Origin of the sequence: Hymenobacter terricola, from assembly GCF_017921975.2 — a bacterium.
Taxonomy (GTDB): Bacteria; Bacteroidota; Bacteroidia; order Cytophagales; family Hymenobacteraceae; genus Hymenobacter; species Hymenobacter terricola.
Genome location: NZ_JAGEMO020000021.1, coordinates 33,287 through 54,234, shown reverse-complemented (window position 1 = coordinate 54,234; position 20,948 = coordinate 33,287). Strand labels below are relative to the sequence as shown.

General features: G+C 63.2%; 16 protein-coding genes. 4 read left to right on the top strand and 12 right to left on the bottom strand.

What is annotated here, in order from left to right; genetic code table 11:
* The first annotated feature begins 101 nt into the window (after window positions 1–101).
* The gene (locus J4G38_RS15580; RefSeq protein ID WP_210517900.1) at window positions 102–1,364 is read left to right on the top strand and encodes a zinc dependent phospholipase C family protein; all 1,263 of its coding nucleotides are present in this window, start codon (window positions 102–104) and stop codon (window positions 1,362–1,364) included.
* Between the two features lie 16 nt (window positions 1,365–1,380).
* On the opposite strand, the gene J4G38_RS15575 is transcribed toward J4G38_RS15580, so the two are convergent.
* The 4 genes from J4G38_RS15575 to eat all read right to left on the bottom strand — a co-directional run bounded on the left by J4G38_RS15575 (window position 1,381) and on the right by eat (window position 5,547).
* Window positions 1,381–1,794 carry a hypothetical protein gene (locus J4G38_RS15575; RefSeq protein ID WP_210517899.1) on the bottom strand — a complete coding sequence of 138 codons (414 nt, stop codon included), beginning with the start codon at window positions 1,792–1,794 and terminating at the stop codon, window positions 1,381–1,383.
* Between the two features lie 84 nt (window positions 1,795–1,878).
* Complete coding sequence (gene eutC / locus J4G38_RS15570; RefSeq protein ID WP_210517897.1) at window positions 1,879–2,655, bottom strand: ethanolamine ammonia-lyase subunit EutC; 777 nt, start codon at window positions 2,653–2,655, stop codon at window positions 1,879–1,881.
* A 12-nt stretch (window positions 2,656–2,667) separates the two neighbouring features.
* Entirely contained in the window at window positions 2,668–4,053 is a 1,386-nt protein-coding gene (locus J4G38_RS15565; RefSeq protein ID WP_210517896.1) for an ethanolamine ammonia-lyase subunit EutB, read from the bottom strand.
* A 174-nt stretch (window positions 4,054–4,227) separates the two neighbouring features.
* The gene (gene eat / locus J4G38_RS15560) at window positions 4,228–5,547 is read right to left on the bottom strand and encodes an ethanolamine permease (protein ID WP_210517895.1); all 1,320 of its coding nucleotides are present in this window, start codon (window positions 5,545–5,547) and stop codon (window positions 4,228–4,230) included.
* 210 nt (window positions 5,548–5,757) lie between these two features.
* Between eat and J4G38_RS15555 the strand changes: the two genes are divergently transcribed.
* Window positions 5,758–6,666 (top strand): T9SS type A sorting domain-containing protein, encoded by a 909-nt coding sequence (locus J4G38_RS15555; protein WP_210517894.1) that lies wholly within the window; start codon window positions 5,758–5,760, stop codon window positions 6,664–6,666.
* Window positions 6,667–6,743: 77 nt separating this feature from the next.
* Here the strand turns inward: J4G38_RS15555 and J4G38_RS15550 are convergent, their stop codons facing one another.
* From J4G38_RS15550 to J4G38_RS15535, 4 genes are all read right to left on the bottom strand, one after another.
* Window positions 6,744–8,132 (bottom strand): TolC family protein, encoded by a 1,389-nt coding sequence (locus J4G38_RS15550; RefSeq protein WP_210517893.1) that lies wholly within the window; start codon window positions 8,130–8,132, stop codon window positions 6,744–6,746.
* A gap of 122 nt (window positions 8,133–8,254) precedes the next feature.
* Window positions 8,255–11,347 (bottom strand): efflux RND transporter permease subunit, encoded by a 3,093-nt coding sequence (locus J4G38_RS15545; RefSeq protein ID WP_210517892.1) that lies wholly within the window; start codon window positions 11,345–11,347, stop codon window positions 8,255–8,257.
* 14 nt (window positions 11,348–11,361) lie between these two features.
* Window positions 11,362–11,817 (bottom strand): GNAT family N-acetyltransferase, encoded by a 456-nt coding sequence (locus J4G38_RS15540; RefSeq protein ID WP_210517891.1) that lies wholly within the window; start codon window positions 11,815–11,817, stop codon window positions 11,362–11,364.
* Window positions 11,818–11,853: 36 nt separating this feature from the next.
* On the bottom strand, window positions 11,854–13,056 hold the full coding sequence (locus tag J4G38_RS15535) for an efflux RND transporter periplasmic adaptor subunit (protein ID WP_226163454.1): 1,203 nt from the start codon (window positions 13,054–13,056) through the stop codon (window positions 11,854–11,856).
* Between the two features lie 188 nt (window positions 13,057–13,244).
* On the opposite strand from J4G38_RS15535, the gene J4G38_RS15530 reads away from it, so the two are divergent.
* The gene (locus J4G38_RS15530) at window positions 13,245–13,598 is read left to right on the top strand and encodes an MGMT family protein (RefSeq protein ID WP_210517889.1); all 354 of its coding nucleotides are present in this window, start codon (window positions 13,245–13,247) and stop codon (window positions 13,596–13,598) included.
* A 115-nt stretch (window positions 13,599–13,713) separates the two neighbouring features.
* Here J4G38_RS15530 and J4G38_RS15525 read toward each other — a convergent pair whose 3' ends face one another.
* Complete coding sequence (locus J4G38_RS15525) at window positions 13,714–15,120, bottom strand: hypothetical protein (RefSeq protein ID WP_210517887.1); 1,407 nt, start codon at window positions 15,118–15,120, stop codon at window positions 13,714–13,716.
* 34 nt (window positions 15,121–15,154) lie between these two features.
* Window positions 15,155–16,594 carry a hypothetical protein gene (locus J4G38_RS15520; RefSeq protein ID WP_210517885.1) on the bottom strand — a complete coding sequence of 480 codons (1,440 nt, stop codon included), beginning with the start codon at window positions 16,592–16,594 and terminating at the stop codon, window positions 15,155–15,157.
* A gap of 189 nt (window positions 16,595–16,783) precedes the next feature.
* Between J4G38_RS15520 and J4G38_RS15515 the strand changes: the two genes are divergently transcribed.
* A complete protein-coding gene (locus tag J4G38_RS15515) occupies window positions 16,784–19,390 on the top strand; it encodes a TonB-dependent receptor (RefSeq protein WP_210517883.1) in 2,607 nt (868 codons plus the stop codon).
* Between the two features lie 118 nt (window positions 19,391–19,508).
* Here the strand turns inward: J4G38_RS15515 and J4G38_RS15510 are convergent, their stop codons facing one another.
* Window positions 19,509–19,916, bottom strand: coding sequence for a response regulator (locus tag J4G38_RS15510; protein ID WP_210517881.1), 408 nt, complete (start codon window positions 19,914–19,916; stop codon window positions 19,509–19,511).
* Complete coding sequence (locus tag J4G38_RS15505; RefSeq protein WP_210517879.1) at window positions 19,913–20,695, bottom strand: sensor histidine kinase; 783 nt, start codon at window positions 20,693–20,695, stop codon at window positions 19,913–19,915. Before J4G38_RS15505 ends, J4G38_RS15510 begins: the two co-directional genes overlap by 4 nt.
* Between the last annotated feature and the right edge of the window lie 253 nt (window positions 20,696–20,948).

The window sequence follows — 20,948 nt, the reverse complement described above, 5'->3', positions numbered from 1 at the left end:
AACCGCCGCCGGTGGGCATGGTGCGGCTGGTGCCAGTGGCCGGCAACGGAGTAGTAGGGTTTGCCGTTGGAAGCTTCAAAAGTTGCGCTTTTACCTCCCTCATGCCCCGCCTTTATTCTTTGTTGCTGGCCCTGCTGCTGGCTTTTTCGGCCCGGCCGGCGGCAGCCTACGCCGTGCTCACCCACCAGGCCAATATCGATTCGACCTGGGACGACTGCCTGTTGCCGGCCATTCAGCGGCGCTACCCCGGCGGCACCGCCGAGGAGCTGGTGGCCGCCAAGGCGTATGCCTACGGCGGGGCCATTATTCAGGACATGGGCTATTACCCTTTCGGTAACGTGCTCTTTACCAACCTGACGCACTACGTGCGCTCGGGCGATTTTATCCGCAACCTACTGCGCGAATCGCAGGACCGCAACGACTACGCGTTTGCGCTGGGGGCCCTGGCCCACTATTCTGCCGACAACAACGGCCACTCCGAAGGCACCAACCGGGCCATGGCCAGCGTGTACCCCGAGCTGGCCGCCAAGTTTGGCCCCGTCATCACCTACGAGGAGGCCAAGAAGCAGCACGGCCAGCTCGAATTTGCGTTCGACGTGGTGCAGCTGGCCAACGGCAAGTACCACACCCAGGAGTATCATCAGAAAATTGGGTTCAAGGTGAGCAAGGCGGTGCTGGAGCGGGCTTTTTTCAAAACGTATGGCCTGGAGCTGAGCCAGGTAATTGCCAACGTGGACCTGAGCATTGCCAGCTACCGCTTCGCGGTGAGCCAGCTGATTCCGACCGCCGCCCGGGCGGCCTGGCACTACAAGCGCAAGGACATTGTGAAGCTGAGCCCCGGCGCCCGGCGGCGCGACTACATGGAGCACAACCATCCCAAAGCGTTTCGGAAAGAGTACGGCAACGAGTACCAGCAGCCCGGTTTCGGGGCCCGCATTCTTTCCTATTTCATCCGGCTAATGCCCAAAATTGGGCCGCTCAAACCGTTCGCCTTCAAGCTGCCCACGCCCGAAGCGGAGCATTACTTTCGGGCCAGCTTCCAGAAAGTAATGGTCGATTACTGCACCAATGTCGGCCGCCAGCCCGCCGATGCGCTCGCCGACCCGCTGAAGCTGGATAATACCGACTTCGACACCGGCAAAACCACAATGGCCGGAGAATACGCGCTGGCCGACGAAACCTACGGCGAGTGGGTGCGCAAGCTGGCCGGCAAGAAATTCGAAAACCTCAGCCCCCAGGCCCGCGCCAATATCCTGGCTTTCTACGGCACCGAGCCCAAAAACCCGGTTTCGGACGAGGAAAAAGAGCGCCGCAAGCACCAGGAAACCCTGGCGGCGCTGGAGCAGCTGCGCGCCCTGCGCTAAGGCCGCACGGCTTCGGCTAAGCGGCAGTGAGCCAGCGCACGGCTTCGGCTTCATCGCCAAACACGGCCATGTCGTAATGGCGGCCGGGGGCCAAGGCATCTTGCAAGCTGATTTGTATATCGGGGTCGGAACTCAGGGCTTCGGCGCGCAACGACGAGATGAGGTAGGCAATGCGGAGCCGGTCGGGCAACAGCGTCGCGGCGGCTCGGGGCATCCAGTTGTAGATGACCCAGTTGGCGGCTTCGATGGTGGGAGTGGGCCGGCGGCGCACGTCCAATAGCCAGCGCCCGGTTCGCTGGGTGGGCTCGGCGGTCAGCACGGCTTCGTATTCGTCCTGGAGGTGCGGGAAAGTGGAATCCTCAAGCCAGCGCACCATGAGAACGCCCAAATCAGGCCGGTAGTTGAGCTGTAGGGATGAATTGCTAGGCATGGCTCCAAGGTATAATCCGCAAAATGAAGTACGGATGTGGAACGGATGCGGCTAACGCCCCGCGCAGCCGCTTGAGAGTACCCGTTAGACAGGCAGTAAGTCCGACAAATCCTTGAGTCCCACGCCCGAAAGCTGCAAACGCAAGGCCTCCCGCAGCAGGAAAAACAGCTTGTCCGCCGCCAACTCATAGCCCAGGCCTTCCGGCCGGATGTTGGACACGCAGTTGCGGGCTTCGTCGGTCAGGCCCGGCCTGGGGGCGTAGGTGAAGTATGCGCCGAGGCTGTTGGGCGAGCTCAGCCCCGGCCGCTCCCCAATGAGCACCAGCGCCAGCCGGGCCCGCAGCAGCTGCCCGATTTCATCGCCCAGCGCCACGCGGGCGTGCTCAGCCAACACAATCGGACCCAGGCGAAAACCGGCGTGCTGCAGCTGGGGCAGCAGCAGGCGCAGCAACGGCCCGGCGTGGTCGTTGATGGCCGTGGCCGACAGTCCATCGGCCAGAATAAGGACAATGTCACAGTCGCCGGGGGCTTGCTCAGCCAGCAGCTTTTTGGAGGGCTCGTCCAGCTGCCGGCCGTGGTCGGGGCGCTGCAGGTAGGCCTCGCGGGTTGGGGCCTGACTGCGCACCTGGCACACGGGCAGCTGTTGTGCAGCTAAATCGGCCAGCAGCTGTTCGGTATTCAGGGTTGAGTACACCGCGTCGCGGGCATGGGCGTGCGCCAGCTTAAACGCCAACGCCTCGCGCAAGGGCACGCTGGTGCCATTCCGGCCCAGGGCAATGCGGGCCGCGGTGAAGGCGCGCAAGCCGGCCCAGGGGTCGGCTTCGGGATTGGCAGGGGTGGGGTTTGGCAGGTCTGGGGTCATGTTTTTGGGCGTTTAGCGCAAGGCTGGTGGCAACTGCTTCAGCAGTTGGGAGGAAGTGGAGGCGGGCAGCAGTCCGTGCTCATCAAAAATGCCCTGCTGTTGCAGCCACGCCTCAAACTCGGGGGCCGGGCGCAGGCCCAGCACCTGCCGCACATACAGCGCATCGTGGAAGGAGGTGGACTGGTAGTTGAGCATGATGTCATCGGCCCCCGGAATGCCCATGATGAAGTTGCAGCCGGCCACGCCGAGCAGGGTGAGCAGGGTGTCCATGTCGTCCTGGTCGGCCTCGGCGTGGTTGGTGTAGCATACGTCCACGCCCATGGGCAGGCCCAGGACCTTGCCGCAGAAATGGTCTTCCAGGGCCGCCCGGATGATTTGCTTGCCGTCGTAAAGGTATTCGGGGCCGATGAAGCCGACCACCGAATTGACCAGCAGCGGCCGGAACCGGCGGGCCACGGCGTAGGCCCGCGCCTCGCAGGTTTGCTGGTCGAGGCCGTGGTGGGCGTTGGCGGAAAGGGCGCTGCCCTGGCCGGTTTCGAAGTACATCACATCCTGGCCCACCGTGCCCCGGTTCAGGGCGAGCGTGGCTTCCCAGGCTTCCTGCAACACGCTCAGGCTGATGCCGAAGCTGGCGTTGGCCGCCTCGGTGCCGGCGATGGACTGGAAGGTCAAATCCACCGGCGTTTTTTGCTCGATGAGCTGGAGCGCGGTGGTGACGTGGCACAGCACGCAGGTCTGGGTCGGGATGGCGTATTGTTCGCGCACGGCGTCCAGCATGTGCAGCAGGTTGCTCACGGCCTTGGGGTTGTCCGTGGCCGGGTTGATGCCGATAACCGCGTCGCCGCTACCATAGAGCAGGCCATCGACGAGGCTGGCGGCGATGCCGCGCGGGTCGTCGGTGGGGTGGTTGGGCTGGAGGCGGGTGGCCAGACGGCCGCGCAGGCCCAGCGTATTGCGAAACCGGGTGACGACTTCGCAGCGCCGGGCCACGCCAATCAGCTCCTGGTTGCGCATGAGCTTGCTCACGGCGGCCACCATTTCCGGCGTCAGGCCGGGAGCCAGTGCTTGCAGGGCTTCGGCATCGGCTGCTTCCGACAGCAGCCAGTCGCGCAGCTGGCCCACCGTGAAATGACTGACGCTGGCAAAGGCCGTCGCATCGTGCATGTCGATAATCAGGCGGGTTACTTCGTCCTCCTCATACGGCACCAGAGCTTCATTGAGGAAGGCCCGCAGCGGCACCTCGGCCAGCGCAAACTGGGCGGCCACCCGTTCTTCGTAAGTAGCGGCGGCCACGCCGGCCAGCACATCGCCGGAGCGCAGAGGAGAAGCCCGCGCCAGCAGCGTTTTTAGGTCATCGAACCGGTAAGTTCGCGAGCCGATGGTGTGGCGGTAAGGCATGATTTCAGTTAATAGTTAGCAGTTAGCAGAAGAACGTCATGCCGAGCGCAGCCGAAGCATCTCTACCGCTTCGTTGAAATGTATAGAATTACTTGCGCGGTAGAGATGCTTCGGCTGCGCTCAGCATGACGTTCTTCTGCTAACTGCTAACTGCTAACTGCTAACTGCTAACTGCTAACTGCTAACTGCTAACTGCTCTTGCCGGTGGCGGCCCAGCAGCAGGAACACCGCCAGCAGCCCCAGCAAACCCGCCAGGAAAATACCACTCAACAGCAGGTTATAATAAACCAGCGCCCCCAGGCTGACCAGCGACAACCCCAGCGCCACCAGCGGCACCACGGGATACCCCGGCACCGTGAACGGCCGCACCAAATCGGGCTCGCGGCGGCGTAGGGCGAACAGGCTCAGCAGGCTCACGATGTACATCACCAGCGCACCCAGGACTGAGAGGATGATGACTTGGTCGGTGGTGCCGGTGAGCAGAGCCAGTACGCCCACCGCGCCGCCCGCCACCAGCGCCCAATGCGGCGTTTGGCGGCCATTCAGCCGGGCCAGAAAACCGGGCAGGTAGCCGCCCCGTGCGAGCGCAAACACCTGCCGCGAATAGCCGATGATGGTGCCGTGAAACGAAGCCACCAACCCAAACAAGCCGATGCTGGCGAAGAAGCTGGTCCAGCGGCTGCCTTTGCCCAGCACCACGCTCAGGGCTTCGGGCAGGGGGTAATCGATGTGGCTCAGCCGCCGCCAGTCGCCCACGCCACCGGTGAGCACCATCACGCCCAGGGCCAGGCCCACCAGCGTGAGCAGGCCGTAGCCGTAGCCTTTCGGGATGGTGCGCCGGGGCTCGGCCACCTCTTCGGCCACCATGGCCACGCCCTCAATGGCCAGGTAAAACCAGATGGCAAACGGCAGGGCCGCGAACACGCCCGGCGCGGTCACCGGCACGGGGTGGGCCAGGAAATTCGTGGTCTTGAAATGCGGCGCCACCAGGCCCATAAACAGCAGCAGCTCGCCCACGGCCAACACCGTGACGACCAGCGAAAAATTGGCCGATTCCTTAATTCCCAGCAGGTTGATTAGCGTGAAAACCGCGTAGCAGCCCAGCGCCGTGTAGAGCACCGGCACCGCCGGGTACAGGAAGTGCACGTAGCTGCCCAGCGCAAAGGCAATGGCCGGTGGCGCAAACAGAAACTCGACCAGCGTAGCGTAGCCGGCCACGAAACCCCCAATCGGCCCGAAGGCCCGGTGCGCGTAGGCAAACGGCCCGCCCGCGCTGGGAATGGCCGTGGTGAGCTCCGTGAAGCTGAAAATGAACGTGACGTAGAGCACCGTCACCACCAGCGTGGCCACCAGAAAGCCCAGCGGCCCGGCCACGGCCCAGCCGTAGTTCCAGCCAAAATATTCGCCCGAGATAACGAGGCCCACCGCAATGGCCCACAGGTGCAGCGGCGTCAGCGCTTTCTTCAGGGCGGGGGCGGCAGGGGGCGTCGTCATGGAGCGCGGCGGGAGGTTTTGATTGTCAATATAGGGCCGGAAAAAGCCCGGCTGCAACAGCGAACTCCCGGCTTGCGTTGCCGAACCCGGCTTCGGCCAGAAAGGGCAGGGCGGAGAATGTGAAAATTTGACGGGAGGCTTAAACTTCACCAAGGCTACATCGTCTATCAAAATAAACCCTGCTAATTCTTTATTTTCCCGCCTGATATTATGAAATCAAACTCACCTAAATTCCTGGCGCTGGTGCTGCTGGTTGTCTTGTCGGCCACCATTGCCGGGATGGCCCGTGGCGGCCGCCACCAGCGCGAAGACCGGCCCATCCGCCGCGAAATCAAGGCCTACTTCCAGGCCAACATCATGCCCGTGCTCCGGCAGCAGCGCCAGAAGCTGGAGCCCCAGCTCACCGCCGCCGACCATGCCCAGCTGGCCACGTACCGCACCCAGCTCCGGGCCCTGAAGGAGCAAGGCCAGGCCCTGCGCCACAGCGTGATGCCCACCGATGGCCCCGCCACCCCCGCCACCCGCCCGGTCCTCACCGAAGCCCAGCAGAAGCAGGCCCACCAGCTGCGCTTCGAAGCCAAAGGCATCATGCTGAACGTGGCCCAGATGGCCCAGAAATACGACGGCGCCATCACCCAGCTCACCGCCGAAGTTCAGCCCCAGAAGGAAAAGTGGAGTACCGACATCAAAGCCATTGTGGCCAAGAATGCTACGCCCGAGCACCAGCAAAAGCTGGCCGCTTTCCAGGGCCGGATGCACGAACGCGGCGGCCTGCGCCGGTTCTTCAAGCCCGCCATGTTCCTGCTGCTGGACCCCAACGCGCCCGCTGCCGGTAGCGCCGAGCGCGGCGTAGAGAGCGGCGTGGGCAACACCAGCTTCTACCCCAACCCCGCCGCCCCCACCAGCCAGCTCGATTACGAGGTGAAAAAAGCCGGCCCCGTGACCGTCGATTTGCTCGATAAAGGCGGCAACAAGCTCCGCACCCTGGTGTCGGACGCCAGCGAGGAAAAAGGCCCCCACACCCAGCAGCTCGACTTGCACGACCTGCCCGCCAGTACGTATTTCTACAAAATCACCACCAAAAGCGGCACCCAGACCAAGCGGTTTGTGAAGGAGTAGGACGCCTGCGGCTTAATGAGGAATGAGGGATTTTGGCCTTGACAGCTAATTCTTCATTGCTCATTAAGCCACAGGCGTTACGGCACCTGCACCAGCTCGCCGCTCAGCCGCCGGAGCGCAATCTCGGCCTGCTTGGCCGAGTAGCGAATATCGAGCAGGCGGGTTTCGGCGTCGAGCTCGTTGCGCTGGGCTTCGCGCAGGGCCAGGGGCGTGAGCAGGCCCAGGCGGTAGCGCTCCAGGGCAATGTCCACGTTCTGGCGGGCCAGCTGGATGTTGGCTTCTTCGAGGTTGAGGAGCTGGATAAAGTTCTGGTATTGAGCAAAGGCCGTGGCAGCGTTGGCGTCGAGCTGCAGGGCAGTTTGGTCCAGGCTGAGGCGGCTTTGCTCTTCTGCCACGCGGGCGTTTTGTTCCTGGCGGCGCAGGTTGAAGCCGTTGAAAATGGGCACCGTGGCCGTGATGCCGTAGTTGAGGCCCACCGTGCTGTTGGTGCTGGTGCTGAGCACCGGGCCGGTGGGCAGCGTGATAAACTGGGCGTTGTTGATGTTGCGGTTGATACCGTAGCCGGTCACAAAGCCCAGCTGTGGGAAGCGCGCCGCCCGCACCAGGCGGCGGTCATACGTGGCCACGTCCACGCCGATTTTGGCTTGCGCCAGGCGCGGGTTGTTGGCCTTGATACCGGCCGTAATCACGTCCTCGCGCAGGTCGCGGGTCACGGTCAGGCTGTCGGTGGGCTCGAAATCGGTGCGCGGCGTGCGGCCCAGCAGGTTGTTGAGGGTGATTTTGGCCGCCGTCAGGGCCTGCTGCTGCTGCAGGAACAGGCTGCGGTCGGCGTTGTAGTCCACGCGGGCGGTCAGGACTTCCACTTTGGCGCTCACGCCCACGTCCACCTGCGCCTGGGTGAGGTCGATGCGGGCCTGGCCGATTTTGAGGGCTTCTTCGAGCGAGGTGATTTTGCCGGCCTGGCGCACCACGTCGTAGTAGGCGTTGGTCACGGTTTCCACGGTTTCTTCCACCGTGGCGCGGGTAATCTGCTCCTGCTGAGTGCGCAGGCTTTTCAGCCGGTCGTAGGCGATGAACATCCCGAAACCATCAAACAGCGTCCAGCCCAGCGTCACGTTCGAGTTCAGCAGGTTCGAAGTGCCGCCGCTTATCACGCGCGGGTCATTCTCGCCGACGCGCGAGGTAATGTTGTTGTTGTTGAACGTCCGGGTCAGGTTGGCATTGAGGTTGGGCAGCTGGCCGGCGTTGCCCCGGGTCACGTTATTCTCCGCAATCTGCACGTCCTGGCGCGAAAGCAGGATGCCGTAATTGTGCTGTAAGGCTTCAGCAATGGCTTGCTGAAGCGAAAGCGGCGGGGCCGCGGCCACGCTCTTCGGCTTGGCCAGCTGGCGCGGCCGGGCCGTGGGCATTTGCGCCAGACTGGTGAGGGGAAGGAGGAAAAAGAAAAGAAGCGAAGGAAATTTCATGAATGGGAAAAAGCACGGTCATCCTGAGCGGAGTCGAAGCATCTCTACCGCAGCAGTAAATCAGTCACATAAGCAGCCGAGATGCTTCACTGCGTTCATTATAAAGTTCTTAGAAATAAATATTAAGCAACCACTACTTCCGGCTTCGGCTCGGCTGCTTTCGGTTTATGCTTCTTGGCCGTGGCGAAATAGGAGTACATCACCGGCACCACAAACAGCGTGAGGCCGGTGGCAAACAGCAGCCCGCCCACCACGCCAATGCCCATGGCCCGCCGCCCCAGCGCACCCGCGCCCTGCGCCACGGCAATGGGCAGAATGCCCAGCACGGCGCACAAACTCGTCATCATAATGGGGCGGAAGCGGGCCGTGGCGCCCTCAATGAGGCCGGTCATGTAATCGGCGCCTTTCTCCACGCTCTGGTTGGCGAACTCGACGATGAGAATGCCGTTTTTGGTGACCAAGCCCACCAGCATGATGATGCCGATTTGCGAGAACAAATTGAGCGTTTGATTGAAGTACCACAGGCTGAAAAGCGCGCCCGACAGAGCCAGCGGCACCGTAATCATGATGATGCCGGGGTCGCGGAAGCTCTCGAACTGGGCGGCCAGAATCAGGTAAATCAGCACCAGCGCCAGGCCAAAGGCGAAGAGGATGGAAGAGGAGCTTTCGGCAAAGTCGCGCGAGGTGCCCGAAAGCGCCGTGGAGAAGCTCTCGTCCAGGGTTTTGTCGGCAATGGCCTGCATGGCGGCAATGCCTTCGCCCAGGGTTTTGCCCTTGGCCAGCGAGGCCGAGAACGTGGCCGCGTTGTAGCGGTTGAAGCGGTAGAGCTGGGGCGGCGTACTCTTTTCTTCGAGCCGAATCACGTTGTCGAGCTGCACGAGCTTGCCGGTGCGGCTTTTCACGTTCAGGGTGCGCACGTCGAGGGGCTGGTTGCGGTCTTCGCGGGCCACCTGCCCGATAATCTGGTACTGTTTGCCGTTGCGGATGAAGTAGCCGTAGCGCTGCCCGCTGAGGCCGGCCTGCAGCGTTTGCGAGATGTCCTGCACGCTCACGCCCAGGCTCTGGGCTTTTTCGCGGTCAATCACCACGCGCAGCTCGGGCTTGTTGAACTTCAGGTTCACGTCCACAAAGCTGAAGGTTTTATCGGCCAGGGCCGCCTCCAGAAACTTGGGCACGGCGGTGGTGAGCTTCTCGAAATCCTGGGTTTGCACCACGAAGGACACCGGCAGGCCGCCCTTGCCGCCGGAGCTAATGCTCTGGTCCTGCGACACCGACACGCGGGCCCCGGTGTATTTCTTCACGGCCGAAGTCAGAATATCGGACATCTGCTGCTGGGAATGCGGGCGTTGGTCGGGGTCCTTGAGCAGCACCCGGGCGATGGCCGAATTGGCCGAGCCGCTGCTACTGCCCCCGCCGGGCGAGGTCACCGTCAGAATGTTATCCGCATCCTGAGCCGAGCTATCGGCCAGCACCGCGTAGAGCTGCTTCATGTAGTCGTCCATGTACTCGAACGAAGCGCCTTCCGGGGCCGTGGCGTTGATGCTGATACGGTTGCGGTCTTCCACCGGGGCCAGCTCCGAGGGCAGCGCTTTCATGAAAAACCAGATGCCCACGCCCGTCACGGCCACCATGGCCCAGGCCATCCAGCGGCGCTGCAGAAACGATTCGAGCGCGTCGCGATAGCCCTTGGTGATGTATTCGAAGAACGGTTCCGTCTTGCGGTACAGCCAGTTGTGCTGCTGCTTCCTGAGCAGCTGCGAGCACATCATGGGCGTGAGCGTGAGCGACACGAAAGCTGAAATCAGCACCGAGCCGGCCAGCACAATGCCGAACTCGCGGAACAGCCGGCCCGTGATGCCCGGCAGAAACAGCACCGGCAGGAACACCGCCGCCAGCACCACCGTGGTGGATACCACGGCCATCAGGATTTCCTGGGCCCCGTTTTTGGAAGCTTCCAGCGGCGTTTCACCTTCCTCAATCCGACTGAAAATATTCTCCAGCACCACAATGGCATCATCAACCACCAGGCTGATGGCCAGCACGATGGCCAGCAGCGTAAGCACATTGATGGAAAAATCCATGATGTACATCACGAAGAAAATACCAATCAGCGACACCGGAATGGCCACCACCGGAATGAGCGTGGAGCGCCAGTCGCGCAGAAACAGGAAAATCACGACCACTACCAGCACAAAGGCTTCGATAATGGTGTCCTCCACTTCCGAAATCGAGGCCCGAATGAAAACCGAATTATCGAAGCCCGTGCTGATTTTCAGGTCTTTCGGCAAGTCGTTCTGGTATTGCTTCATCCGCTTGTTGAATTCGTCGGTGATGGCAATCTGGTTGGCGCCGGGCTGCGGAATGGCCATCACGGCCACCATCGGCGAGCCGTTGCGGCGCAGGATGGTCTGGTCGTTTTCGGGGTACAGCTCGGCGTAGCCCACATCGGTGAGGCGCACCAGCGAGGTTGGGTCGTTGCGGATAATCAGGTTGTTGAAGTCATCCACCGAGGCCAGGCGGCCCATGGTGCGCAGCGAAAGCTGGGTGCTCTGGCCCTGCACGGCGCCGCTGGGCAGTTCCACGTTTTCGCGGGCCAGGGCCTGCTGCACGTCCACGGGCGAGATGCCGAGGGCGGCCATCTTCACGGGGTCGAGCCAGAGGCGCATCGAGTATTTGCGCTCGCCCCACACCCGGATTTCACTCACGCCCGGAATGGTTTGGAGGCGCTCCTTGAGCACGTTGTTGGCGTAGTCGGTGAGCTCCAGCAGCGTGCGCGACGACGAGCTTAAGTAGTTGAGTACGATGGGGGAGGAGTCGGCATTGGCCTTGCTCACGGTGGGCGGGTCCACGTCGCGCGGCAGCTTGCCCAGGGCGCCCGATACCTTGTCGCGCACGTCGTTGGTGGCCGCTTCCAGGTCCACGTTCAGGTCAAACTCCACGGTGATGGTGCTGGCCCCGTCGCGGCTGGTGGAAGTAAGGTTGCGGATGCCCGCGATGCCGTTGATGCTTTCTTCGAGCGGCTCGGTTATCTGGCTCTGAATCACGTCGGCCGAGGCGCCGGTATAGCCGGTCTGCACCGTAATGATGGGCGGGTCAACGCTCGGGTACTCGCGCACGGCCAGCGAGCGGAACCCAATGACCCCGAAAATCACAATGAGCAAACTCATCACGATGGCGAGGACCGGGCGGTTAATACTTACGGAGGATAAACTCATGGCGGAAATTAAAATCAGGAAGCCAACTCTTTAACAAACCGCTTGGACTGTTCGGCGTAGCCTTGGCGGCGGTAGAACCGGTGGGCGTTTTCGCGGGTTGCGCCGCTGCTCACTTCGACCCGGCCGCAGCCCCAGGCCCGAAAAACTTGCTCGGCGGCGGCTACCAGCCGCGCCCCAATGCCGTTGCTGCGCTGGGCTGCGGCAACCACCAGTGTCACGATGCGGCCATCGGGCGCACGATGCAGAAAGTGGGTGCGGTGTAGCACAACCAAACCCAGCACCTGTGCTCCTGTAATAGCAACAAGTGCTTGGTCACCAGCTTGCGGGAGCGCCGCTAACCGCTCCCGCAACACCGATTCCTGCGTTGGATAGCCAAGTTCCGCCATCAACAGTGCCAGCACCTTCGCATCGGCTTCGCAAGCCGGGCGAATGCTGACTTCCACATGGGCGACGGGGGCGACTGAATTCATGAAAATACCGAACTGAAAAAAACGCCAGGGCCGGCATTACTTCTGAATGGAAACCCGGTCGCCCTCTTTTACTTGCAGGATGCCGGTCCGAATGACGGAGTCGCCCACGGCCAGGCCCTTCGTGATTTGAATGACTTTATCCGAGCGCACGCCGATGTTTACGGGTTGCACGGCGGCTTTGCCTTTGCGCACCACAAATACCGTGTAGCCGCTGGCCACGGGCACCACGGCTTCGGTCGGGATTTGCAGGGCCTCGTCGGTTTCGCCCAGCTCCAGGTTCACCTTCACAAAGCCGCCGGGGCGCAGCTCCAGGTGCTTGTTGGGGTAGATGGCCCGCACCGGCAGCGTGCGCGAAACGGGGTCAATCTGAGGATTGATGGCGTATACTTTGGCTTCGATTTTCTTGGTGGTGGCCTCGTCGGTCACCAGCACGGGGTCGCCCACGCGCACCGATTGCGCGAAGCGGCTTGGCACGTTGAAATCAATCTTGACGGGCGACACCCGCGAGAGCGTGGTAATGGCCGTGCCCGGCGACACATACGCACCCACCGAGGTGTTGCGCAGGCCCAATACGCCGTCGAACGGGGCCCGCACAAAGGCCTTGGCCAGCGTCACGCGCAGGGCCTGCAAGTCGGCCTGGGCCGTGAGCAGGGCGTTGTTGCTCTGCTCGTATTCCTGGCGGCTGATGTACTCTTTTTCGAGCAGGGTGTGCTGGCGCTTTTCCTGGTCCTGGTAGAGCTTGATGTTGTATTCCTGCTTTTGCAGCTGGGCCTGCACGTCGGCCGCGTTGATGGTGAACAGCAACTGGCCCTTGCGCACCGGCTGGCCTTCCTGAATGTTGAGGCTGGTGATTTTGCCCGAAATCTCGCTCTGAATCGTCACCGATTCGTCGGCCATCACCGAGCCGGTGGAAGCCACTTCGTCGGAGAGGCGCGTCGCAGCCACCACGTACACCTGCACAGGCACTTTGGTGCCGCCGCCGGGGCCGCCTTTGCCGCCTTTGCCGGCCCCGGCGCCACCCTTGCCGCCTCCTTTTTCGCCCGCGGTAGGGCTGGGGAAATACTTGACTTTGGCCCAGGCCAAACCCGCGATTAGCACGGCCGCAATCAGCCAGCCCAGCCAGCCCCGCGTGCGCTTCGGGGGCGTGTCGGGGGTGGGGTCAGCAGGAGGGGGCGTGGGGGTTGGCGCAGATGTGGAAGTAGCCCAGTTGGGGGGCGGAGCAACGGTGGAGTTTTCCAATGGCATAGAAGACAAGAACGCACGAGCGGCGCTGGGGGTTCGTAGCGTATACGGCACGGGCTGCCGGCAAAGACAGCCACAGAGCCAAGTCGAACGTACATAGTGCAAATTTTGCTCAGAAGGTTGCTTCTGATTCCGACAAATAGACGTAGGGCAACATCACCCTGACCGAAACTATCTTCGTCCCGATGAAGCCAACTGCCTCCGTCGCGCCCGAGCCGCGCAATTTTTTCCAGGACGTGCACGAAGTGGTGCGCCTCATTCCGGCCGGCCGCGTGAGCACCTACGGCACCATTGCGCACTACCTCGGCGCGCGGCAGGGCGCCCGCACCGTGGGCTACGCCATGATGGGCGCCCACCCCGATGCTTCCATTCCCGCGCATCGCGTGGTGAACCGGCTGGGCCACCTCACCGGGCGCCTGCACTTTGCCACCCCCACCGCCATGCAGGAAGCCCTCGAAGCCGAAGGCGTGCGCGTGGAGGACGACCGGGTGGTGGATTTCGACCAGCTGTTTTGGGACCCGGCCGTGGAGCTGGCGTAGCCGCTGCTTGCGCAGTCGTTCAACAGTGACCGGGTTGTTAGTTGCTCGTTGTTAGTTGTCAGCCAGGATATTGTCTGCCCGCTAACAACTAACAACTGATACCGAACAACTTATCCTATCTTCTATGCTGCTTCTCCAGCGCGTCAACTTCGGCCTCGCCTTCCCGGGCCGGCATCCATTGCCAGGCGCCGGGCTTGGGGCTGTCCTGTAGTTTGATGTAGTTGGCGGCGGCGGCGTTGGGCACCAGCAGCAGCGCGGCGCCACCCGCCATTCCGCTGCTCAGGCGCACAATGTGCCCGAAACGCGGGCAGGCCAGCTCCACATATTCGCCCGGCCGCAGCTGCCCCATCTCCCGGTCATCGAGCATGATGCGCTGAGGGGCCGGGGACCCACTCAGCGGGCGGTACACGTACACGAAGGCCGTATCGCTGGGCTGGGCCTGGCCCAGTGGCGGGAAAGCCGCCACCTGGCCGGTGCGCATGTCGAGCGCAAAGGCGGCCGGCTGGCCCGTGTTGTCGTCGGGGCTGGCGAGTATGGCCCCCAGCGCGCCCGCGGCGGCATACTGCTGGGAGCGCTGGTTGACAGCCTGCACATCGAGCGGCGCGGCCCCAACAAACGTATAAAAATCGTCTTGCCGGTTCAGCAGGCGGTAGACTTTGCCGTGGCGGATGTAGGCCCGGCGGCCGTCCGAAAAGCCCCACACTTCACGCGGCGCCACCCGGTCGCCGGTGGCGGTGTGCACCCTGGGGCGTAGCAGCGTCGTGCCTTCCCAGCCCGCCGCAGTCAGGCGCAGAGTGTCGAGGCGCAGCTGGGTGGCCGTATCGGGCCGGTTGTTCAGGAATTGCTCGAAGAGAAAATATACCCCGCGGCGGGGGGCACTGGCCCGTAGCACGGCGGGCCGGGCGGTTTTCAGCGGATTGTCGGCGGGCAGCTGGGCCAGGGTGTGGACGGGTAATCGGGATGCCCGCGCCCAGTCCACCCCGGCCAGCTGCAGCAGGCAGTCCTCCAGCATTTTGGCAATGTGCGGCGCATGGATGGCCGTGGTTTCGAGGGCGCGCACGTTAGTATGCGCGGCCACGCTCCGCACAAAGTGGTAGCCGTCGGGGAGGTGGGCATACACATCGAGGGCGAGGTCGGCCGCGGCCAGCTCGGTCATGCCGTTCATCACCTCGCTCACCCGCAGCTGGCGCACGCACAGCACCACGGCGTGGTCGGTGGGCCGCGAAGGCAGCTGCAGCTTTAGCCAGGCAGTGAGTTCCGGACCCAGTCCCTGCCGGAAAAAAGCGGCCGCCGGGCGGTTGTTCAGCCCCCGGTACACCGTGCCGATTGCGGCCGCTTGATTGGGACGGCCATCCAGCACCTGCTCCACAACCAGAGCACGGTTGGGGATGTCCAGCGTTTGCTGGTTGAGGTCCAGGTAATAAATCTGGGCCTGGGCCGCCCGTCCCGCTATCAGAACCGCCAGTATCAGCAGCAGGCGCACCCGTCGCAATAGCCGTGAAAAGGGTAAAAGACCGGGCATGGCAGAGAGATGAAGCCAGTGGTTGAGTGGGTGATTAATTGCCCGCCGCCCTGGCCAGCCGCTGGATACGCTTCATCTCAAACTGGCCTTCCTTGACCGATACCGGCCGCAGCTCCGGCGCCCCGCCGTCCGCCGGTACCACGCATTCCAGATAAGAAGGATGACTGAAATCGGGCACGAATTCGCGGCAGGCTTCGGGACCCGTGCCCAGCTGCGCGCAGACTTTCAGCTCCTTCCGGCGGTCGGTCCAGGTGATGGCCGTCCATTGCCAGGTGTGCAGCGGCTGGGCCGGCTGGTTGGCTGCGCCGATGGCTACCGTTTGGTCTTTGGCGGGGTCGCTGCGGCGGTACACGTACACTTTGGCCGTGTCGGGGGCAATGGCGAAGCCGTCGGCATCTGTCTGGCCGGCCTGCTCCACCGGCACCACGCGGCCGCTGGCCAGGTGCATTTCGTAGAGGTCCAGCGCCCCGGCCGAGTTGGCTGCCCCCGCGATGGCCGCCCCCAGCAGGCCGCCCATGGCCGCCGCGCCCGCCATGTTGGCGGCGGCTTTCTCATCGAACACAGGTGGCCCCATGAAAGTATAGGTGCGGCCATCGGCGGCCGGCAGCAGCTTGTAGAAGCTGTGCCGGTAGGCAATCAGCATTTCGGTGCCGTCGCTCAGGCCCCACAGGTCGGAGGTGGGCACGGGGCGGTTGGGGTGCTTGTCGTCGGTGCCCAGGTAGGTGGGCTGCGCTTCGTCGGTGCCGGCCCAGCGCTTGCCGGGGTGGGCAACGTGCGTGATGGCAAACGGGTACTGCGGCTCGGTTGGCGCATTGTTGCGGAATTCCTGAAGGCTGCGGTAGAAGCCGCGCTTCGGAGCCGTCGCCGTCTGAATGGGGAAGCGCTGGGCCATCGCGCCGCCCCGGCCGGCCAGGGCATCGGCCCGGCTCAGGGTTTCGGCGGTGGGGGCGGGCAGGGCTTCCAGCTGGCGCAGGGCTTGTTGCAGCACCAGGGCAATGTTGGCCGCGTGGTGCTTGGTCACGTCGAGGCCGCCGCGCTGGGCCGTTTCGCCCACGGCCAGCAGCAGCCGGAAGGTGCTATCGGGCTGGGGCTCCAGGAAATCGGCCACTAACTCGGTTTCAGCGTGCTCGGCGCTGGCGCGCAATTGCTCGTTCAGGGCCAGGGTAAACACGCGCATCAGCACGGGCCGGGTGCCGGGGCCGGCGGGTAGCTGCGCCCGCAGAAACTGCTGAAGCTCAGCGGCCAGGGGCTGGGTGAAATCGGCCGAAACCACGGCGTTGTTCATGCCCCGGTGCACGGTGCCCAGCCGGCTGCGGTCGGCGCGCAGGTCCAGCACGCGGGCCACTTGCCAGGGGCCGGCGGGCACGTCGAGTTTTTCGGCCTTCAGGTCGAAGCGGTAGGCAGATTGGGCCTGGCCGGGGCGGGCCAGCAGCAGGGCGGCAAAAGCCAGGCAGAAAGGTAGAAGACGGTTCATTCGCCAAAACTACTGACTTTCCAGTGGCCTAAAAAAGCCTTTCCAGGCCTTTTAATCCCAACGCTACGGCGCCGCCGCCGCCGTGCCTGCTTTCTTCACCAAAGCTTTACGCGCCAGGGGCTACGGCCAGCCCCGCCCGTGCTGTATATTTGTTGTCCCCGGAGTGTGCCGGGTGGTCTTTTCTTTGGTATGAAGCACTTTGTTACTGCTCTTTTCGCCGTTTTACTTACCCTGCCGGCTCTGGCTCAGAACACCTTTTCCATTCGGGGGCGCGTGCTCGAGGGCGTGACTGGTGAAACCCTGCCCGGTGCCACCGTGCAGGTTTCCGGCAATGGCCAGAGCACCGGCGGCGGGGCCGATGCCGACGGCTCCTACAAAATCAGCGGCCTGCCCGCCGGCACGTACACGGTGCAGGCCAGCTTCGTGGGCTACAGGCCCAAATCGCAGGTCGTGAAAATTACGACCCAGAGCGTGGTGGCCACCTTCTCGCTCGCCTCCGACAACGCCAGCCTGGAGGAAGTGCAGGTAGTGGCTGCCCAGGCCCAGGAGCGCGAAACCCCCGTGGCCTTCTCGGCCGTGAACGAGGTGAAAATCCGCGAAACCCTCTCCAACCGCGACCTGCCGATGATTCTCAACGAGACACCCGGCGTGTACGCCACCCAGGGCGGCGGCGGCACCGGCGACTCGCGCATCAATATCCGCGGCTTCGACCAGCGCAACGTGGCCGTGCTCGTGAACGGCGTGCCCGTGAATGACATGGAAACCGGCGCCGTATTCTGGAGCAACTGGGACCTAGGCGACGTCACCAAGTCCTTGCAGGTGCAGCGCGGCCTGTCGGCTTCCAAGATTGCCGTGCCCTCGGTGGGCGGCACCATCAACGTGCTCACCAAGGGCTCCGATGCCAGGAAAGGGGCCTTGGCCCGCGTCGAAACCGGCTCCAACAACTACCGCAAGTACTCGCTCATGCTCAGCACGGGGCAGCTGAAAGGCGACTGGGCCGTGACGGTGTACGGTTCGCGTCGTACTCAGGACGGCTGGGTCGACAAGGCGTTCGATGATGCCTGGACATACTTTGGCACTGTCAGCAAGCGCCTCGGCCGGCATAACCTGTCGCTCACCGGCCTGGGCTCGCCCCAAAGCCACGGCCAGCGCGGCGCATTTCCGGATTTCGTTGGCGTCTATTCCAATGAAAAGGCCCGCGAAATCGGGACCACCGTGCGCGCCGACGGTGACAAAGGCTTCGCCTACAACCCCTACTGGGGCTACCTCGACCGCTACACCATCGTGGGCGGGGCCAAGGTGAGCAATGGCCAGGAGGTGGTGAACACCCGCACCAACTACTACCACAAGCCCCAGATTAACTTCAACGACCTGTGGCAGGTGAACGACCGGCTGTTCGTTTCCACGGTGGCCTACGCCTCCTACGGCAACGGCGGCGGCTCGCTGGGCCTGAACGCCATCACGGGCCTGAACGGGGTGCAGACCGTGTACGATGCCAACTACAACAACGCCACCAAGCAGTCGTCGAACTTCCTGGTAAACAGCGTGAACAGCCACCGTTGGTACGGCTTCGTGGTGGGGGCTGACTACCTGCTGAACGACAAGCTGACGCTGTCGGCCGGCGTGGACGGCCGCGACTACACCGGTACGCACTACCGCGAAGTGCGCGACCTGCTGGGGGGCAACTTCGCCATCAACGCCAGCGACCAGAACGCCGCGCCCAACACCCGCCTGTACGTGGGCGACAAGCTGAGCTTCAACTACGACGGCAAAACCCACTGGCTGGGCGGGTACACCCAGCTTGAGTACAAGACCCCGCTGCTCTCGGCCGTTATCAGCGGCACGGTTTCGCAGGTGAACTACAAGCGCATCGACTACTTTCAGAAAATCCAGAGCGACGGCACCTACTTCGAAACGCCGTGGGCCAGCTTCAACGGCTTCAGCGTGAAGGGCGGAGCCAACTACAACCTCACCGAGCACGACAACGTGTTTTTCAACGTCGGCTTCAACAACAAAATCCCGCTCTTCAACGGCGTGTACACCAGCACGGGCCTCCGGTATCGCGACGTGAAACCCGAGGGCATCACGAGCGCCGAAATCGGCTACGGCATCACCTACCCCAGCATGAAGGTGACGCTGAACGCCTACTACACGCTGTGGGCCAACAAAACCACCAACTCCATTGCGAGCTCGGCCGACGGGGCCATCTACAGCAGCGTACGCAACGTGGATGCCCGCCACATGGGCGTGGAGATGAGCGTGGCCCAGGAAATCAGCCGCCGCCTGCAGCTGAGCGCCGCCATCTCGCTCGGCGACTGGCGCTGGATTGGCAAGGGCCTGCTGAACCAGAGCAAGGAAGACGGCACCCAAGTGAACCAGGTTGACCAGCCGGTGTACCTCAACAACGTGCACGTGGGCGACGCCGCCCAGAACCAGTTCCAGATTGGCCTGCGCTACGAGCCATTCCGCGGGGCTTTCATCCGGCCCTCGTTTCTGCTCTTCAGCAAGTACTACGCGGCCTTCAACCCCGAGGCCATCCTCGACGCCTCATCGAGCACCGACTCGTACCGCCTGCCCACCTCGCGCAACCTCGACCTGCACCTGGGCTACGATTTCAAGCCCTTATTTGGCGATAAAGTACGCTTCGGCCTGAAAGGCTCCATCCTCAACGTGCTGAACGAGTTCTACTTCACCGACGTGTCGAACCCGTCCAATACCAACACCAACCTGGCCAACCTGCAAGCCTTTTTCAACAAAGGCCGCACCTTCACGGTGGGCCTCTCCGCTACGCTGTAGCCTGCGGAAGGAAGAACAAACGGCCCCGGTTCCTGCATCAGGAACCGGGGCCGTTTGTTTTAGGTGTCGAAGGCAAACTGTAGACGACTAGTCTGGGCTGTCCGTTGCGGGCGCGGCCTTACCGGGCTCCGGCGGCGGCGGCGGCCAGCACGGCGCTGCGCATTTCTTCGGGCGAGGTGTTTTTGACGAGGTAGCTGTGGGCGCCTTCGGCCAGCACGGTGCTCACCAGGGAAGGGTCGTCGTGCATGGAAATGATGACCACGCGCACCGCGGGAAACTGGGTGCGCAGCAGGCGAGTGGTTTGCAGGCCGTCGAGAATGGGCATCTGCATGTCCATCAGCACCACATTGGGGCTGCTGCCCTGGTCCAGCAGCTCCAGCAGTTCCTGGCCATTGCCGGCCTCGCACACCACCTCAATGCCCGCGTAGCCACTGAGCAGGGCGCGCAGGCCTTTGCGAAACAAAATATGGTCATCAACAATGGCCAGCCGAACGGGAACGGCGCCGGAAGCGGTAGGGGAATTCATGAGTTTAGGGTAAAAGACGGGGTGGGAGTGCCGGCGGGCAGCAATGTGACGGGTAAGACGGCCTCGACGCGGGTACCGCCGCCGGGCGCGGAATGATAGTGCAATTGGCCCCCCAGCACGGCCACCCGGCTGCGCAGGTTGATGAGGCCCATGCCCACGGGCTGCCCGTGGGGGCCGGGGGGCGGCAATTCTTCCAGCGCCGCGAGGTCGAACCCCTGGCCGTCGTCGGAATACGTGAGGGTGAGCAGGCCGGGCACGGTGGCCACCCGCAGCACAATATGCGGGGCCTGGGCGTGCATCAGGCCGTTAGTGAGCAGCTCCTGGGCAATGCGGTACACCATCAGCTCGTGCGGCGGAATGAGCCGGCCGAGCGGGCCTTCCTGCTCCAGGCGCACTTCCGGTCCGCTCTCGGTGGGCACGGCTTGCACCAGCGCGCGCAGTGCCTGCACCAGCCCCAGCTGCTGGAGCGTGGCCGGCTGCAGGTTGCGCGAAATGCGGCGCACCTCCGCCACGGCCTGGTCAATCAGGTCGCTGGCCTCGGGCGAGGGCGGACTGCCGGGGGCATACAAATGCAGCTTGGCCAGGGCCAGAATGGTGCCCACGCCGTCGTGCAGCTCCCCGGCAATGCGCTGGCGCTCGTCTTCCTGGGCCACCAGGGCCGCCGCCAGGGCCTGCTGCTGGGCGGCTTCCTGCAACTGCGCCAATTCCTGTTGCTGGCGCAACTGCCCACGCTGATAGCGTACCACAAACCACACCAGCCCAAGTACGAGCAGGAGCAATGTAGGGGTGAGTAGCAGCAACGGTAAAAGGTTTGTCACATGAAGGCACCTGGTAGACAGGTTGCACAAAAAATGGCGAAAAGAAGCGCCGGCCTGTTAAACTAACATAGCAACAGGGCAGCTAATATATGTAGCGCAGCCGCAATGGTTCAGGTCGCGATTAAAAACAAGAAAAAAGCATCACAAAATAAGGTAAAGACATGTACAAAGCGGGGTGCCCCGCTTAGCATTCGGCAGCAACGTATGCCAGCGG